At 68.8% G+C, this 16,290-nt stretch carries 15 protein-coding genes; 4 read left to right on the top strand and 11 right to left on the bottom strand.

Annotated elements, in window-relative coordinates:
* Positions 1-105 precede the first annotated feature (105 nt).
* Positions 106-1,116 carry a LacI family DNA-binding transcriptional regulator gene (locus tag ACTVZO_RS09590; RefSeq protein WP_443297977.1) on the top strand — a complete coding sequence of 337 codons (1,011 nt, stop codon included), beginning with the start codon at positions 106-108 and terminating at the stop codon, positions 1,114-1,116.
* Between the two features lie 63 nt (positions 1,117-1,179).
* On the opposite strand, the gene prcA is transcribed toward ACTVZO_RS09590, so the two are convergent.
* From prcA to arc, 6 genes are all read right to left on the bottom strand, one after another.
* Complete coding sequence (gene prcA, locus ACTVZO_RS09595; RefSeq protein WP_384227884.1) at positions 1,180-1,944, bottom strand: proteasome subunit alpha; 765 nt, start codon at positions 1,942-1,944, stop codon at positions 1,180-1,182.
* 46 nt (positions 1,945-1,990) lie between these two features.
* Positions 1,991-2,830 (bottom strand): proteasome subunit beta, encoded by an 840-nt coding sequence (gene prcB / locus ACTVZO_RS09600; RefSeq protein WP_150256696.1) that lies wholly within the window; start codon positions 2,828-2,830, stop codon positions 1,991-1,993.
* A complete protein-coding gene (locus tag ACTVZO_RS09605) occupies positions 2,782-3,381 on the bottom strand; it encodes an endonuclease VII domain-containing protein (RefSeq protein ID WP_443297978.1) in 600 nt (199 codons plus the stop codon). The genes prcB and ACTVZO_RS09605 overlap by 49 nt, the downstream gene beginning before the upstream one ends.
* A 37-nt stretch (positions 3,382-3,418) precedes the next feature.
* On the bottom strand, positions 3,419-3,631 hold the full coding sequence (locus tag ACTVZO_RS09610) for a ubiquitin-like protein Pup (protein ID WP_030233608.1): 213 nt from the start codon (positions 3,629-3,631) through the stop codon (positions 3,419-3,421).
* A 176-nt stretch (positions 3,632-3,807) separates the two neighbouring features.
* On the bottom strand, positions 3,808-5,319 hold the full coding sequence (gene dop, locus ACTVZO_RS09615; RefSeq protein WP_443297979.1) for a depupylase/deamidase Dop: 1,512 nt from the start codon (positions 5,317-5,319) through the stop codon (positions 3,808-3,810).
* A 252-nt stretch (positions 5,320-5,571) separates the two neighbouring features.
* Positions 5,572-7,338 (bottom strand): proteasome ATPase, encoded by a 1,767-nt coding sequence (gene arc / locus ACTVZO_RS09620; RefSeq protein ID WP_384227878.1) that lies wholly within the window; start codon positions 7,336-7,338, stop codon positions 5,572-5,574.
* A 264-nt stretch (positions 7,339-7,602) separates the two neighbouring features.
* Here arc and ACTVZO_RS09625 point away from each other — a divergent pair, with 264 nt between their 5' ends.
* Entirely contained in the window at positions 7,603-7,923 is a 321-nt protein-coding gene (locus ACTVZO_RS09625; protein ID WP_384227875.1) for a ferredoxin, read from the top strand.
* 4 nt (positions 7,924-7,927) lie between these two features.
* Here ACTVZO_RS09625 and ACTVZO_RS09630 read toward each other — a convergent pair whose 3' ends face one another.
* The 3 genes from ACTVZO_RS09630 to ACTVZO_RS09640 all read right to left on the bottom strand — a co-directional run bounded on the left by ACTVZO_RS09630 (position 7,928) and on the right by ACTVZO_RS09640 (position 10,844).
* Positions 7,928-8,521, bottom strand: a complete 594-nt coding sequence (locus ACTVZO_RS09630; protein WP_443303097.1) for a hypothetical protein — start codon at positions 8,519-8,521, stop codon at positions 7,928-7,930.
* A 208-nt stretch (positions 8,522-8,729) separates the two neighbouring features.
* Positions 8,730-9,626, bottom strand: a complete 897-nt coding sequence (locus tag ACTVZO_RS09635; protein ID WP_030016358.1) for a tRNA (adenine-N1)-methyltransferase — start codon at positions 9,624-9,626, stop codon at positions 8,730-8,732.
* A gap of 18 nt (positions 9,627-9,644) precedes the next feature.
* Complete coding sequence (locus tag ACTVZO_RS09640) at positions 9,645-10,844, bottom strand: site-2 protease family protein (RefSeq protein ID WP_443297980.1); 1,200 nt, start codon at positions 10,842-10,844, stop codon at positions 9,645-9,647.
* Positions 10,845-11,007: 163 nt separating this feature from the next.
* On the opposite strand from ACTVZO_RS09640, the gene ACTVZO_RS09645 reads away from it, so the two are divergent.
* On the top strand, positions 11,008-11,895 hold the full coding sequence (locus ACTVZO_RS09645) for a RecB family exonuclease (RefSeq protein ID WP_443297981.1): 888 nt from the start codon (positions 11,008-11,010) through the stop codon (positions 11,893-11,895).
* 64 nt (positions 11,896-11,959) lie between these two features.
* Positions 11,960-12,631: a response regulator gene (locus ACTVZO_RS09650; protein WP_443297982.1), complete on the top strand. Its 672-nt coding sequence runs from the start codon at positions 11,960-11,962 to the stop codon at positions 12,629-12,631.
* A 92-nt stretch (positions 12,632-12,723) separates the two neighbouring features.
* On the opposite strand, the gene ACTVZO_RS09655 is transcribed toward ACTVZO_RS09650, so the two are convergent.
* Both ACTVZO_RS09655 and ACTVZO_RS09660 read right to left on the bottom strand, forming a co-directional pair.
* Positions 12,724-14,307, bottom strand: a complete 1,584-nt coding sequence (locus ACTVZO_RS09655) for an ABC transporter substrate-binding protein (RefSeq protein ID WP_443297983.1) — start codon at positions 14,305-14,307, stop codon at positions 12,724-12,726.
* Between the two features lie 72 nt (positions 14,308-14,379).
* Entirely contained in the window at positions 14,380-15,984 is a 1,605-nt protein-coding gene (locus ACTVZO_RS09660) for an ABC transporter substrate-binding protein (RefSeq protein WP_443297984.1), read from the bottom strand.
* Positions 15,985-16,290: the final 306 nt, after the last annotated feature.

The raw sequence follows: 16,290 nt of genomic DNA on the forward strand, positions 1-16,290 counted from the left end.
TAACGTTACCCGTCATACGTACCATGTCCACAGCTCACGGGTCCACCCCGCCCCACCCGCGGCCACCCCGCCACCCCCACCGACCCACGCACTCCAGGAGCCCGTGTGACGAGACCCACCAGCCGCGACGTCGCCACCGCCGCCGGGGTCTCCCAGGCCACCGTCTCCCTCGTCCTCGGCGACAAATGGCACGGCCGCGTCTCCCCCCGCACCGCCGACCACGTCCGCGAAACGGCCGCCCGGCTCGGCTACCGCCCCAACCTCGCCGCCCGCAACCTCCGCCTCGGCACCACCCGCACCGCCCTCCTCGTCGTCCCCGCCCTCACCAACGAGTTCTTCGCCCGCGTCTACACCGGCGCCGCCCGCATCGCCGCCGAACACGGCTTCGGCGTCGTCCTCTACCCCTCCCCCGACGGCACCGGCCCCGCCCGCGACCCCTTCGCCTCCGCCCGCGCCGCCCTCGACGGCGTCATCGCCTCCTCCATGGCCCCCCACGCCCTCGACGCCCTCGGCGGCGACGGCCTCCCCCTCGTCATGCTCGACAGCGACCCCACCGCCACCACTGCCGCGGCCCACGTCAACCTCGCCATGGCCGACGGCGTACGCCAGGTCACCGAACACCTCCTCGCCCTCGGCCACCGCCGCTTCCTCCACCTCGCCTCCGCCGTCGACTCCTGGACCTTCGACATCCGGGCCGAAGCCCTCAGCGCCCGGCTGCGCCCCCACGCCGAGCTGCGCACCGTACGGGCCCCGCTCAGCGTGGACGGCGCCCGTACGGCCATGGAAGCGGCCCTCGCGGCCCCCGGAGACCGGCCCACCGCCGTCGTCTGCGACGACGACATCCTCGCCGCCGGCGCCTGCAAGGCCGCCCGCCGCCTCGGCCTGCACGTCCCCGCCGACCTCTCCGTCACCGGCTTCGACGACCTCGCCCTGGCCACCGCCGTCGAACCCGAGCTCACCACCGTCCACCTCCCCGCCGAACGCGTCGGAGAACAGGGCATGAGCGCCCTCCTCGCCGTCCTCGACGGCACCCCCTGGACCGCCCCCGACATCCCCGTCCACCTCGTCGTCCGCGACTCCTCCGGCCCCGCCCCCGCCGCCGCTCCCTCCCCCTGAACACGACGAAGCCCCGGCCCGCCCGCAAGGGGCGAACCGGGGCCTCACACGAACCGGCGGCTACTACTCCGCCTCGTCCTCCGGAGCCTCGTCGTTCGACACGGCATCGGCCTGCGCCGCCGCCGGAACGTCCGCCTCCAGCAGCCTCGACAGCTGCCGGCCCCGGATCCGCTTGAACTTCCGCTGCTGCGACCGCGTCCGGTCCAGCACCGCGACCTCCAGCCGCTCCGCCGGAATCGCCTTGTCCGCGCCGTTGGCCTGGCTGGACAACGCCTGCACCGCCAGCTTCAGCGCCTCCGACAGGGTCATCCCGTCCTGGTGCCGCTGGTCCAGGAAGGTGCTGATCTGCTCCGCGTTGCCGCCGACCGCGACCGAACCGTGCTCGTCCACGATCGACCCGTCGTGCGGAAGCCGGTAGATCTGGTCCCCGGCCGCGGTCGCACCGACCTCGGCCACCACCAGCTCCACCTCGTACGGCTTCTCCCCGGCACTGGAGAAGATCGTGCCGAGCGTCTGCGCGTACACGTTCGCCAGCCCACGGGCCGTCACGTCGTCACGGTCGTAGGTGTAGCCGCGCAGATCCGCGTAGCGCACACCGCCGATCCGCAGGTTCTCGTACTCGTTGTACTTGCCGGCGGCCGCGAAGCCGATCCGGTCGTAGATCTCGCTGAACTTGTGCAGCGCACGGGACGGGTTCTCGCCGACGAACACGATGCCGTCGGCGTACTGCAGCACGACGAGGCTGCGGCCGCGCGCGATGCCCTTCCGGGCGTATTCCGCCCGGTCGGCCATGGCCTGCTGGGGTGACACATAGAACGGAGTCGACACCGGCTGTCCGTCCCTTTCTTCTGGGCTCCTACAGGGAGACGGATGGTCAGAGCAGGGCGGCGCGCGGGCCGTCGGGCTGCTCGAGACGGCGGTTGGTGACCGTACGGGCGAGTTCCTGCGACTCCTCGTCCGTCAGCCTGCGGAATCCCTCGTCCGTGATGACGGTGACGATCGGATAGATGTGGCGGTACAGGTCCGGCCCACCGGTCGCCGAGTCGTCGTCGGCGGCGTCGTACAGCGCCTGCACGACCAGCGTGGTGGCCTGCTCCTCCGTCAGATCCGGGCGGAAGAGCTTCTTCATCGAACCGCGGGCGAAGATCGACCCCGACCCGGTGGCGGCGTAGCCGTGCTCCTCGGAGCGACCGCCCGTCACGTCGTAGGAGAAGATCCGGCCCTTCTCCTTGGCCTCGTCGTACCCCGCGAAGAGCGGTACGACGGCCAGTCCCTGCATGGCCATGCCCAGATTGCTCCGGATCATGGTGGACAGGCGGTTCGCCTTGCCCTCCAGCGAGAGGGTCGTCCCCTCCACCTTCTCGAAGTGCTCCAGCTCGAGCTGGAACAGCTTCACCATCTCCACGGCCAGGCCGGCCGTACCGGCGATGCCGACGGCGGAGTACTCGTCGGCCGGGAACACCTTCTCGATGTCCCGCTGCGCGATCATGTTCCCCATGGTCGCCCGCCGGTCACCGGCGAGGACGACCCCGCCGGGGAAGGTGGCGGCCACGATGGTCGTCCCGTGCGGCGCCTCGACCACGCCCTCCGGCAGCTTGCGGTTGCCGGGCAGCATCTCGGGCGAGTGCGCGCCCAGGAAGTCCATGAAGGACGACGACCCCGGCGTCAGGAAGGCTGCCGGTAGACGCCCTGTGCTACGAGTGTTGGGTTCCACAGGTTTCCTTCCACGTAAGCGGCTGCACGCCGTATGACGTCCGGCCGATCCTTGAACTGCCCCAAGGCTGCGTTACAGCTGAAGCACAGTACGCCTCGGACCTTACCCGTCTGATGATCGTGATCAACGTGCTCGGCCGGAGCCATCTGACAGATCACGCAGACTCCGCCCTGAGCGACGATCATCTCGTCGCGCTGAGCCTCGGTGATGCCGTACGAACGCTTCAAGTGGCCTGCCCGGCCCTGGATTGCCCTGCACGCCTTGCACCGAGTGGATAAGCCGTCAGACGCCGACGCGTTCTTGTGCCACTCGCTGTGAGGCTTGACCTCACCACACTGCCGGCAGAGCTTGTGGCCGGCCGGGACATCCACTTTCTCTTTGACGACCTTGCCTCTGGCCGCCTGACGGCGCCGGTAGTGCGCGGCGCTGTACTCCGCCACGCACTCCCGGCACCTCGGCTGAAGGCCGTCGCCGCGATTCCGGTCAAGGGCGAATCCGCTCAGCGGCACGTCCCGGCTACAGCCGCGACACCACTTCGTTCCATTGGACATGGAGCCAATGCTGGCGAGTTCACCTTAGATTCGAAGGCTACTCGCCGCCTTTTTGTACGAAACTCCGAACGAAGTCCTCGGCATTTTCCTCGAGTACATCGTCAATCTCGTCAAGTACGGAGTCGACGTCGTCGGAGAGCTTTTCCTGGCGCTCCTTGAGGTCGGTCGATTCCTCGACCGCCGCCTCCTCGACCTCCTCGGTCGAGCGCGTCGCCTTCTGCTGTCCGCCGCCGGTGTCCTTGGTCGCCATGTCTACCTCACCCCGCTCGGTTCGCACGCTCACGTCGAGGGACCCCGGGAATTCGGGATCCCTCAAGATCAGACCCTACGTCCGACCCTACAAGGAGGGTCTGACATTCGTCCTCGTACTTTCACAACGTCCGGCTGTCTTCATGATTCCCGGACCGGAGGCCTTTCAGGCCCCGCTCAGCGCCCCGAAAGCACCCGCACCAGATCCTCCGCCGTGCGGCACCGGTCCAGGAGCTCCTTCACGTGCGCCCGGGTCCCCCGCAGGGGCTCCAGCGTCGGGACCCGCTGGAGCGAGTCGTGGCCCGGGAGGTCGAAGATCACCGAGTCCCAGGAGGCCGCGGCCACGTCGTCCGCGTACTGCTCCAGGCAGCGCCCGCGGAAGTACGCCCTGGTGTCCTCCGGCGGCTTGCTCCGGGCCCGCTCCACGTCCGGCTCGGTCACCAGCCGCTGCATCTTGCCGCGGGCCACCAGGCGGTTGTACAGGCCCTTCTCCGGGCGTACGTCCGAGTACTGGAGGTCCACCAGGTGCAGCCGCGCCGCGTCCCAGCCCAGCCCGTCCCGGCGCCGGTAGCCCTCCAGGATCTCTCGTTTGGCGATCCAGTCGAGCTCACCCGACAGGCTCATCGGGTCGGTCTCCAGCCGGCCCAGCACGTCCTCCCAGCGGGTCAGCACGTCCGCGGTCTGGTCGTCCACGTCCGACCCGAACCGTTCCTCCACGTACTTCCTGGCCAGCTCGAAGTACTCCATCTGGAGTTGTACGGCGGTCAGCGTCCGGCCGCTGCGCAGCGTGATGAGGTGCTTCAGGTCCGGGTCGTGCGAGACCTGGTGGAGGGTGCGCACCGGCTGGTCGATGGCGAGGTCGGCGGTGATGAACCCGTCCTCGATCATGGACAGGACCAGGGCGGTGGTGCCGAGCTTGAGGTACGTGGAGATCTCGGACAGGTTCGCGTCGCCGATGATCACGTGCAGGCGGCGGTACTTCTCGGCGTCCGAGTGCGGTTCGTCGCGGGTGTTGATGATGGGCCGCTTCAGGGTGGTCTCCAGGCCGACCTCGACTTCGAAGTAGTCGGCGCGCTGGCTGATCTGGAAGCCGTGTTCGCGGCCGTCCTGGCCGATCCCGACGCGTCCCGCGCCGGTCACGACCTGGCGGGAGACGAAGAAGGGGGTCAGGTGGCGCACGATCTCCGAGAAGGGGGTCTCCCGCTTCATCAGGTAGTTCTCGTGGGTGCCGTAGGAGGCGCCCTTGTTGTCGGTGTTGTTCTTGTAGAGGTGGATCGGCTGGGCGCCGGGGAGCTGGGCGGCCCTGACGGCGGCCTCGGCCATGATCCGTTCGCCGGCCTTGTCCCAGAGCACGGCGTCGAGCGGATTGGTGATCTCCGGCGAGCTGTATTCGGGGTGTGCGTGGTCGACGTAGAGGCGTGCGCCGTTCGTGAGGATGACGTTGGCGAGGCCGATGTCCTCGTCGGTCAGCTGGCTGGTGTCGGCGGCCTCGCGGGCGAGGTCGAAGCCGCGGGCGTCCCGCAGCGGGTTCTCCTCCTCGAAGTCCCAGCGGGCGCGGCGCGCCCGGTGCATCGCCGCCGCGTAGGCGTTGACGATCTGGGACGAGGTGAGCATGGCATTGGCGTTCGGGTGCCCCGGGACGGAGATCCCGTACTCCGTCTCGATCCCCATTACTCGCCGTACGGTCATGCGGCCCTCCTTGCCCGGCGGCGTTCCCCTTCGGGAGCGGCGCTCAAGTACCGCTGGTGCTCCGTTGCGTCTTCTGGTGCGGTGCCCGTCCCCGCACTGCGCGTCGGGCGGTACGGAAGAGCCTAGAACCACTCCGCGCTCGTGGGGAGATCATTTCCGTCATTGGATTCGCCTCGTCACCGGCTGAAAATCAGTCGGCAAAGCAGTCGGCTGCGGATGCCCGGGGAGGGCATCCGCAGCCGCTCCGCTCGATCAGAGGTACTGACCGGTGTTCGCCACCGTGTCGATGGAGCGTCCGGTGTCCGCGCCCTGCTTTCCGGTGACGAGCGTGCGGATGAATACGATCCGCTCGCCCTTCTTTCCGGAGATCCGGGCCCAGTCGTCGGGGTTGGTGGTGTTGGGCAGGTCCTCGTTCTCCTTGAACTCGTCCACGCATGCCTGGAGGAGGTGGGAGACGCGCAGGCCCTTCTGGTTGTGCTCGAGGAAGGCCTTGATGGCCATCTTCTTCGCACGGTCCACGATGTTCTGGATCATGGCGCCCGAGTTGAAGTCCTTGAAGTAGAGGACTTCCTTGTCGCCGTTGGCGTACGTGACCTCGAGGAAGCGGTTCTCCTCGGTTTCGGCGTACATCTGCTCGACGACGGTCTGGATCATGCTGTGGACGGTGCTCGCCGTGGAGCCCTGGTGTTCGGACAGGTCGTCCGTGTGCAGGGGCAGCGAGGCCTTGAGGTACTTCGCGAAGATGTCCTTCGCGGCCTCGGCGTCCGGGCGCTCGATCTTGATCTTCACGTCGAGGCGTCCGGGGCGCAGGATGGCCGGGTCGATCATGTCCTCGCGGTTGGAGGCGCCGATGACGATGACGTTCTCCAGGCCTTCCACACCGTCGATCTCGGCGAGGAGCTGCGGGACGATGGTGTTCTCCACGTCCGAGCTGACGCCGGATCCGCGGGTGCGGAAGAGGGACTCCATCTCGTCGAAGAAGACGATGACGGGGGTGCCCTCGCTGGCCTTCTCACGGGCACGCTGGAAGACGAGGCGGATGTGCCGCTCGGTCTCGCCGACGTACTTGTTGAGGAGTTCGGGTCCCTTGATGTTCAGGAAGTACGACTTCCCGGCTGCCTGTCCGGTCACTTCGGCGACCTTCTTGGCAAGGGAGTTGGCGACGGCCTTGGCGATGAGCGTCTTGCCGCAGCCGGGCGGGCCGTAGAGCAGGATGCCCTTCGGGGGCCGCAGTTCGTGTTCCTTGAAGAGGTCGGGGTAGAGGTACGGGAGCTCGACCGCGTCGCGGATCAGCTCGATCTGGTCGCCCAGGCCGCCGATCTTCTCGTAGTCGATGTCGGGGACCTCTTCGAGGACGAGGTCTTCGACCTCGCTCTTGGGGACGACCTCGTAGACGTAGCCGGAGCGGGGTTCGAGCAGCAGGGCGTCGCCGGGGCGGATGGTGATGTCCAGGAGCGGCTCGGCGAGCCTCACCACCCTTTCCTCGTCGGTGTGCCCGACCACCAGGGCGCGCTCGCCGTCCTCAAGGATCTCCTTGAGGGTGACGATGTCCCCGGCCCGCTCGAATTCCATGGCCTCGACCACGTTGAGCGCTTCGTTGAGCATGACCTCCTGGCCGCGCCGGAGGTCTTCCGGTTCGACGCTGGGACTGACGTTCACGCGGAGCTTTCGGCCTCCGGTGAAGATGTCGACGGTGCCGTCCTCGTTGGCCTGCAGGAAGACACCGAAGCCGGCCGGCGGCTGTGCGAGCCGGTCGACTTCTTCCTTGAGGGCCACGATTTGGTCGCGGGCCTCACGGAGGGTGTTCGCCAGTCGTTCGTTTTGCGCGGAGACGCCGGCCAGATTCGTCTGGAGCTCGATGATCCGCTCTTCGAGAATCCTCGTGTGTCGCGGAGAGTCGGCGAGCTTGCGTCGCAGGACGGCGATTTCCTGCTCGAGATAGGCAACCTGGCCGGCGGGGTCCTCAGACCCTCGCCCGGGCCGGATGCCGCGGTTGATGTCGTCGTCGTGGGCTGCCACGGTCCTCACCTCCTCCAAGGGGAGCTGGACGCTTCCTGACCCTACCTGGGCTGGTGGTGATTGAAACCCCTAGATCACAAAGACGGTAGGGGTGTGTCCGATCTTCACCCTTGCGTACTCCCTCTCGCCAAGGAAATACCCACCCATGAACATCTGAAAGCGGCCGGTTGTAAGGTCGAAGTGTTCAACACCCGTCAGAGCTCGCGCGACTTGCCGCGAGGAGTGAGCGGGATGGATCACTGAGCGCAGGGAACGGCAGGAGATATGACCGTGCAGCAGGAGGCTCCGACGGGCGGTACCGGCGAGGCCGGGGAGCCGCTGGAGGTCTGGATCGACCAGGACCTCTGCACCGGGGACGGGATCTGCGCGCAGTACGCGCCGGAGGTGTTCGAGCTGGACATCGATGGTCTGGCGTACGTGAAGAGCCCGGAGGACGAGCTGCTGCAGGAGGCGGGGGCGACCACTCCGGTTCCGCTGACGCTGCTCCAGGACGTGGTGGACTCGGCGAAGGAATGTCCGGGTGACTGTATTCACGTAAGGCGCGTTTCGGACAGGGTGGAAGTCTTCGGCCCCGACGCCGAGTGACGCTTCAAACACTCCTGGCGGTCGAGTCCGTCAGCTCCTGGCGGAATTTTCCGCCGGTCCAGCGCCACTTGGCGAGCTTCTTCACGTCGGGGCTGTAGCGCGGGACCTCGGGCGAGGAGTAGCCGAGGAGGGTGGCGGTGACGACGCCGTCGCGCACGGTGAGGTCGGTGGCGTTCTGCCGCTGTCCGGCATCGAGGAGGGTGGCCACGACGCGGGGTCCGGCCGCGTCGGGGGCGGCCTTGCCGGGTGCCGCCTGGGTGAGCACGTAGATGGCGTGGGGCGGGGTCCCGGAGCCCGCCTCGCAGCGGACGGCGGCCACGGTCTCGGGGCGGCCGTCGCCGTCGAGGTCGCCCTGGGCGGTGGCGGTGACGGTCTGGGGGGCGCCCTTGCAGTCGAGCGGGTAGGTGACCGCGGCGGCGTCGGGTGCGGTGGCCTGCGGGCCGTTCGCCTGGGGCTCCGCGGGGGCCGCCGGGGTGCCGGTGGCCGGCTGGACGAGTCCCGCGGTGGCTATGACGGCGGCCATGGCGGTGGCCGTGGCGAGCCAGTGGACGGGCCGGGCGTGGCTGTGCGCCAGGGTTTCCGGGGTCGTCGGCTCCAGCTCTGCGGGGCTGTGCAGCACGCGGGGTGTCTCCTGTGCGAAGGGTGACGGGGAGCCAGCATCGTGCCACACCTCACACTGAGGTGGAACGGGCGGGTCCGGTGCCGGTACCCGCAACAACGAAAAGGCGCTGTGGCGCAGTTCCCGGATGGTCGGGGGAACTGCGTCACAGCGCCTTCGTGTTGGGCGGGCGGGCTCGGATCGGCAGCTATGCGGAGCGGTCGCTGCCGGGGCCGTCGTAGTCCTCGCCGTAGGCGCCCTTGGCGGGGCGGCGGCGGCGCATGGGGGGCTCGACGCCGTCCGCGAGGCGGCGGGCGGTGACGAGGAAGCCGGTGTGGCCGATCATGCGGTGGTCGGGTCGGACGGCGAGGCCTTCGACGTGCCAGTTGCGGATCATCGATTCCCACGGCTGCGGCTCGGCGAAGCAGCCGATCTCGCGGATGGACTCGACGGTCTTGGACAGCTGGGTGGTGGTGGCCACGTAGCAGCAGAGGATGCCGCCGGGGACCAGGGCCTTGGAGACGGCCTCGAGGCACTCCCAGGGGGCGAGCATGTCGAGGATGACGCGGTCGACGTCGGTGTCGGACAGGTTGTCCTGGAGGTCGCCGACGGTCAGCTGCCACGCGGGGTGCGGGCCGCCGAAGTAGCGCTCGACGTTGGCGGTGGCGATCTCGGCGAAGTCCGCGCGGCGCTCGTAGCTGTGGAGCATGCCCTGGTCGCCGATGGCGCGCAGCAGGAAGCTGCTCAGGGAGCCGGAGCCCACTCCTGCTTCCACGACGCGTGCGCCGGGGAAGATGTCGGCGAAGGCCAGGATCTGGCCCGCGTCCTTGGGGTAGACCACGGCGGCGCCGCGGGGCATGGACAGGACATAGTCGGGGAGCAGGGGGCGCAGCGCGAGGTAGGCGACGTTCCCCGTGGTGCGGACAACACTGCCTTCGGGAGCACCGATCAGCTCGTCGTGCGGGAAGGAACCCTTGTGGGTGTGGAAATTCTTCCCTGCTTCGAGCGTGAACGTGTAGTGGCGGCCCTTGGGGTCGGTGAGCTGTACCTGGTCCCCGACCTCGAAGGGCCCGCGTCGGCGGGCGGCACCGGTCGGTTCGGACATGTGACCAGTGTATTGGCTTCAGGACTGGGGCCGTGCCATGGCCTTCACGAAGGCCCTTTCGACGTCGGCGGTGGACAGGACGCCGTAGATCTCGCCGGTGGGTTCGAGGACGAGGTACTCGGTGGCGGGGGTGGCGCGGAGGTGGTCGAGGAGCTGTTCGCCGGTGAGGTCCGCGGAAACCTTCATGCCGTTGGTGAGGTCCTGGGCGAGGCCGCTGACGGCGACCCAGGGGCGGCGGTGTTCGGGGACGGAGGCGATGGCGGTCTCGCGGACGATGGCGGTGGGGTCTCCGTGGCCGTCGACGACGACGAGGGCGCGGGCGCCGGCTTCGGTGGCGCGGCGCAGGGCTTCGGAGAGGGGGGTGGCGCTCTCGACGGGGATGGCGCGGCGGGTGAGGGTGCGGGCGCGCAGTCCGGGGAGGTGTTCGCGCAGGCGGGCCATGCGCAGGCTGTTGCCGGCGCCGGTCCAGATGATGGCGGCGAGGATCGCGGCGAGCAGGGCGTCCATGACGGTGTCGATGCCGCCGATTTCGGTGGTGCGGTTGCCGACGATCCCGGTGTGGGTGAGGAGGGGCAGGCCGAGGAGGACGGCGACGGCGAGGGCGCGGCCGATCCAGGCGGCGGCGATGGTGCCGGTCATGGGCTTGCCGGTGATGCCCCAGATGACGGCGCGGAGCATGCGGCCGCCGTCGAGGGGGAGGCCGGGGAGCAGGTTGAAGGCGGCGACGAGCAGGTTGGAGATCATCAGGCCCGCGAGGAGGACGCCGGGGACGGTGGCGGGGTCGACGGCCTTCATGCCGAGGTAGAAGGCTCCGGCGAGCAGGAGGGAGAGCAGGGGGCCGACGAAGGCGAGGACGAATTCGCGGCCGGGGGTCTCGGATTCCTTCTCGATCTCGGAGACTCCGCCGAAGAACTGGAGCTGGATGCGGCGCACGGGGAGCTTGAAGCGGAGGGCGGCGACGGTGTGGGCGAGCTCGTGGACGAGGACGGAGGCGTAGAAGGCGACCGCGAAGAAGAGGGAGACGAGGTAGCGGACGGGGCCGAGGTCGGGGAGGATCCGGTCGAGCTGGTCGCCGAAGACCCAGGTGATGAGGGCGGCGACGAGGAACCAGCTGGGCGAGACGTAGACGGGTACGCCGAAGGGGCGGCCCATGAGGAGTCCGCCGCCCGGTCCGGAGCGCCGTCCTGCGCGCTCGCCGGTTTCGTCGGTGTCTGCCACGTCTGTCCTTCGTTCTCGGGGCCTCGGAGGGTGTCCGGGGGTGTCTTTGCGGGCGGCTCGCGTCGTGCTGTGGCGCGGTGTGATGCCTCGATCATGCAGTGCGAGGGGCCTTTGCGTCGATGGTATGCGCGTGCTGTCCGTGGTGGGTCGTAGGGTTTTGTGCATGACGACGAGCTCCGGTGACGGTCCGGTCGAGGTGGCGCCCGGCGCCGCACGGCCCACTTCGCTCTCCCCTTCGCGGGCGAGCGATTTCATGCAGTGCCCGCTGCTGTACCGGTTCCGGGTGATCGACAAGCTGCCGGAGAAGCCGAGTGCGGCCGCCACCCGCGGGACGCTGGTGCACGCCGTGCTGGAGCGGCTCTTCGACCATCCGGCGCAGGAGCGGACGGCGCCGCGGGCGAAGGCGCTGATTCCGGGGCAGTGGGACCGGCTGCTGGAGTCGAAGCCGGAGCTGACGGAGCTGTTCCCGGAGGGGGACGAGGGGGAGGGGCTGGCGCGGTGGCTGTCGGAGGCCGAGGCGCTGGTGGACCGGTGGTTCACGCTGGAGGACCCGACGCGGCTGGAGCCGGTGGAGCGGGAGTTCTTCGTGGAGACGGAGCTGGAGTCGGGGCTGCGGCTGCGCGGGATCATCGACCGGGTGGATGTCGCGCCGACGGGTGAGGTGCGGATCGTCGACTACAAGACGGGCAAGGCGCCGCGGCCGCAGTACGCGGAGGGCGCCCTGTTCCAGATGAAGTTCTACGCGCTGGTGGTGTGGCGGCTGAGGCAGGTGGTGCCGCAGCGGCTCCAGCTGGTGTACCTGGGCAGTGGGGACGTGCTGACGTACGACCCGGTGGTGGCCGATCTGGAGCGGGTGGAGCGCAAGCTGCTGGCGCTGTGGGACGCGATCCGGGAGGCGACGGAGAGCGGCGACTGGCGGCCGCGGCCGACGAAGCTGTGCGGCTGGTGCGATCACCAGGCGGTGTGTCCGGAGTTCGGGGGTACTCCCCCGGTCTATCCGCTGACGATCGTGCCGCGGGCCGGGGCGGAGGTCCGCCCGGCGGATTCCTGATCGTTCCCTCAGGGCACAATGGGCGGGGTCCGCCGAAGCCGTCCGACGAATAGAGGTAGACCCCGTGGCGATCCGCGTCCTGCTGGTCGACGACCAGCCCCTGCTGCGCACCGGTTTCCGGATGATCCTGGAGGCGGAGGGTGACCTGGCGGTGGTCGGCGAGGCCGGGGACGGTCTGCAGGCGCTGGACCAGGTGCGCGCGCTGCAGCCGGACGTGGTGCTGATGGACATCCGGATGCCGCGGATGGACGGGGTGGAGGCGACCCGGCAGATCACCGGTCCGGGCCGGGACGGCCCAGCGAAGGTGCTCGTACTGACCACGTTCGACCTGGACGAGTACGTGGTGGAGGCGCTGCGGGCGGGGGCCAGCGGTTTCTTGCTGAAGGACGCGCCGGCCAATGAGCTGGTGCAGGCGATCCGGGTGGTGGCGGCGGGCGAGGCGATGCTCGCGCCGAGCATCACGCGCCGGCTGCTGGACAAGTACGCGGGGCATCTGCCGTCGGGCGATGAGAGCCTGCCGAACGCGTTGGGGACGCTGACCGAGCGCGAGGTGGAGGTGCTGAAGCTGGTGGCCCGCGGGCTGTCGAACGCGGAGATCGCGGCGGACCTGTTCGTCAGTGAGACCACGGTCAAGACGCACGTGGGGCACGTGCTGACGAAGCTGGGTCTGCGCGACCGGGTGCAGGCGGCGGTGTACGCGTACGAGAGCGGTCTGGTCCGTCCCGGCGCGCAGTAGCGGGACGGGGCCGCAGGGGAAGGCCTCGCGCGAACGGGCCGGCAACCGCGTGGTGCGGTCGCCGGCCCGTGGTGCGTGGCCTCGGGGGCCGGTCAGCCCTTGCTGATCTCCCAGAAGCGGAAGACGGTCGAGGCGTCGAGGGACCACTGGAGGCCGGTCACGTTCTGGCGGGTGACGGCGTACTGCTTGCCCTGCCAGAGCGGGAGGATCGGGACCTCGTCGGCGACGATGTCCTGGAGGCGGTCGTAGTCCGTGTTGGCAGCGGTGCGGTCGGACTTCGCGGAGGTCGACGGGATGATGGTCCCGCTGATCTCCTTGTTGTCGTAGTTGTTGCCGAGGACGTTGCCCGGGCCGAAGAACGGCTGGGTGAAGTTGTCGGCGTCCGGGTAGTCCGGGACCCAGCCCTTCACGTAGATGCCGTACTTGCCGTCGTGGATGTCCTTCTCGTACTGCTCGTACTCGACGGACTTCATCTCGGCCTCGAACAGGCCGCTGTCGTTGAGCTGCTTGGCGATGACCTCGAACTGCTGGTCGGTGGAGGGACCGTAGCGGGACGGGGTGGAGTACAGGGTGACCTTGACCTTGCCGTTGATGCCGGCGGCCTTGAGGACGGCCTTGGCCTTCTCGGGCTGCGGGCTGCCGCCGTAGCGGTCGAAGAACGGCGTGGTGTGTCCGGCGATGCCGGCCGGGACGATGGAGTACAGCGGGGTGGCGGTGCCCGCGTACACGTCGCGGACGAGCGCCTCGCGGTCCACGAGGTAGGCGATGGCCTTGCGGACGGGCAGCTTGCCGACGACGGGGTCGTTGACGTTGAAGACCATGTGCTCGACCTCGGCGCCGGCGCCCTGGACGACGTCGATCTTGTTGTCGCCGGTCTTGACCGAGGCGAGGGCGGCGACGTCCTTGGCGGCGAGGCCGCGGAAGGCGAAGTCCACGTCACCGCTTTCCAGGACCGACTTGAGGCCGGCCTGGTCGCCGTTGAAGAACTTCAGGGTGACGCCGGTGTTCTTGGCCTTGGCCTTGCCGGTGTACTTCTCGTTGACCGAGAAGCTCGCGCTCTTGTCGCTGAAGGAGTCGAGCTTGTAGACGCCGGAGCCGATCGCCTTGTTGTCGGTGCGCAGCTTGTCGGCCGGGTACTCGCTGTGGTCGACGATGGAGCCGGCGCCGGAGGCGATCTTGCTGGGGAAGGTCGCGTCGGAGGTCTTGAGGCGGAAGACGACGGTCCTGTCGTCGGGCGCGTCGATTCCGGCGATGGACGAGAGCATCACGGCCGGGCCGTTCTCGTCGTTGATCTTCAGGGTGCGCTCGAAGGAGAACTTGACGTCCTTCGAGGTGAGGGAGTGGCCGTTGCTGAACTTCAGGCCGGTGCGCAGGACGCACTTGTACAGCTTGCTGTCGCCGCCCTCGAAACCGCAGCTCTCGGCGGCGTCCGGCTCGGGGGTGGTGCCGCCCTTGGGGAAGCTCAGCAGCGACTGGAAGACGTTGTTGAACAGCAGCCAGGAGCCCGGGTCGTAGCCCGATGCGGGGTCGACCGACTTCACCTTGTCGGATATGCCCATGACCACGCCCTTGCCGCTGCCGGCGTTGGAGCCATCGGTCGAACCGCAACCGCTGAGCAGCGCGGCGGCGGTGGCTGCGCCGAGCGGGGCCGCCAGCCACTGGTTACGTCGATTCACGGATTCGTCCTTCACAGTCGAACTGTTTCGTTGCTCCGGCCCGCGACACCCGCTGCCGGTCGTTGCCGTTGTTCAGCCGCTTACGCCGCGGCCGAGCTCCCACAGCTGGAGGTCGGAGATGGCGTTGACCGACCACTCCACTCCGGTGATCCCGTCGCGTGCGGCGACGTACTGCTTGCCCTGCCACAGGGGCAGGACGGGTACGTCCTCGGCGACGATGTCCTGCATCTCGGTGATCGCGGGGACGGCGACGTTGCGGTCGACGGCGCGCCGGGATTCGGGGATGAGCCTGGTGCGCACCGTGCTGTTGGCGTACGGCGTGCCCAGGAAGTTGTCCTGCTCCAGGAACGGGGCGAGGAAGTTGTCGGCGTCCGGGTAGTCGGGGAACCAGCCGAGCCCGTAGGCGGCGTGTTCGCCGTTCTTCTGCGCGGGCCGGAAGTCGGCCCAGTCGCTGCCCTGGACGGTGATGTCGAACAGCTGGGTGGAGTTCAGCTGGGCCTTGAGGGCCTCGAACTCGGCTGCCGTTCCGTCGCCGTAGTGGTCGTTGGTGTAGTGCAGCGTCAGCTTGACCGGGGTCTTGGTCCCGGCGTCCTTCAGCAGGGTGGCGGCCTTGGCGGTGTTGGCCTCGCCGTACTTGCTGAAGAAGGAGTTGACGTGGCCGGTCACGGTGGTGGGGACCAGCGAGTAGAGCGGCTGCGCGGACTTGCCGTAGACCTTGGAGATGACGGCGTCGCGGTCGACGGCGGCGGCGAGCGCCTGGCGCACGGCCTTGTCCTTGACGACCGGGGCCTCGGTGTTGAAGCCGAGGTAGCGGATCTCCAGGCCGGGCATGGGGACGAGCTTGACGCCCTTGGGGGGCTTGGCCGCGAACTCGGTGATCTGGGCGGGCGACAGGGTCCGGGAAACCATGTGGATCTTGCCGTCGGTGAGTGCCTTGCCCATGGCGCCGGAGTCTTCGAAGGCCCGCAGTTCGACCTTGTCGTTCTGGAGCTTGAGGTCGCCCTTGTAGTGCGGGTTCTTGCTGAAGACGGCGCGGACCAGGTGGTGGTCCTTGACCTCGGCCTTCATCGTGTACGGGCCGGAGCCGTCGACCTCGAAGCCCTCGCGGAGCTTCTTGGCGTCGTAGTTCTTCTCGCTGACGATGCCGGTGGCCGGGGTGGAGAGCTTGTACGGGAAGGTGGCGTCCGGGGTCTTCAGGTGGAAGACGACGGTGTCGGCGCTCTTGGCCTCGACGCTGTCGAGGGTGGAGAGCAGCGAGGAGGGGCCGTTCTCGTCCTTGATGGCGAGGACGCGGTCGATGGAGAACTTGACGTCCTTGGCGGTGAGCGGGTCGCCGCTCGCGAACTTCAGACCGGGGCGCAGGGTGCAGCGGTAGCTCTCGTTGCCGGCATCGGTGAAGCGGCAGTCGGAGGCCGCTTCGGGGACGGGCTGGCCGCCGCCGCGCGGGGTGTGCATCAGGGTCTGGACGGTCTGGCGCAGGACGTTCCAGGCGCCGGCGTCGTACGCGTACGCCGGGTCGAACGGGGCGGGGGCGGTCTCGGCGGCCTCGAACCGGTCGGTGGTCCCGACGACGATCGCCCCGGATCCCGCTCCCGTGCCGCTGGCGCTGCCGCAGGCGGCGAGCGTGGGCGTGAGCAGTCCGGCCGCGGCCGTCAGCACCATGGTCTTGCGGTTCATGCTGGAAGAACTCCCTGTACCCGGCACTTCGTCAAAGCGGTGTAAAGGGCACGTAGCGGCGGTCGCCCGTTCAGGGCGGAACGATCGGGCCGGTGGTATGACGATCGGTCCACTGCGTCCTGGAACAGGGGTGTGTGTCCGGGAAGCCGAGGTGCGGCGCGGTGCCCGGCTTGACACTAGTGGCCCGGGACGGGATGGCTGGAACTGGCCGGACTTGGGGCGTAATCGCACGGTGATGGGAGCGGACTGGTTGTCCATGTGGAGGTCCGCGCAGATTCGGTCAGGAGCTGATCAATCCGGACACAA

It is taken from the genome of Streptomyces sp. IBSNAI002, from assembly GCF_052244475.1.
In the GTDB taxonomy this organism is placed as follows: Bacteria; Actinomycetota; Actinomycetes; order Streptomycetales; family Streptomycetaceae; genus Streptomyces.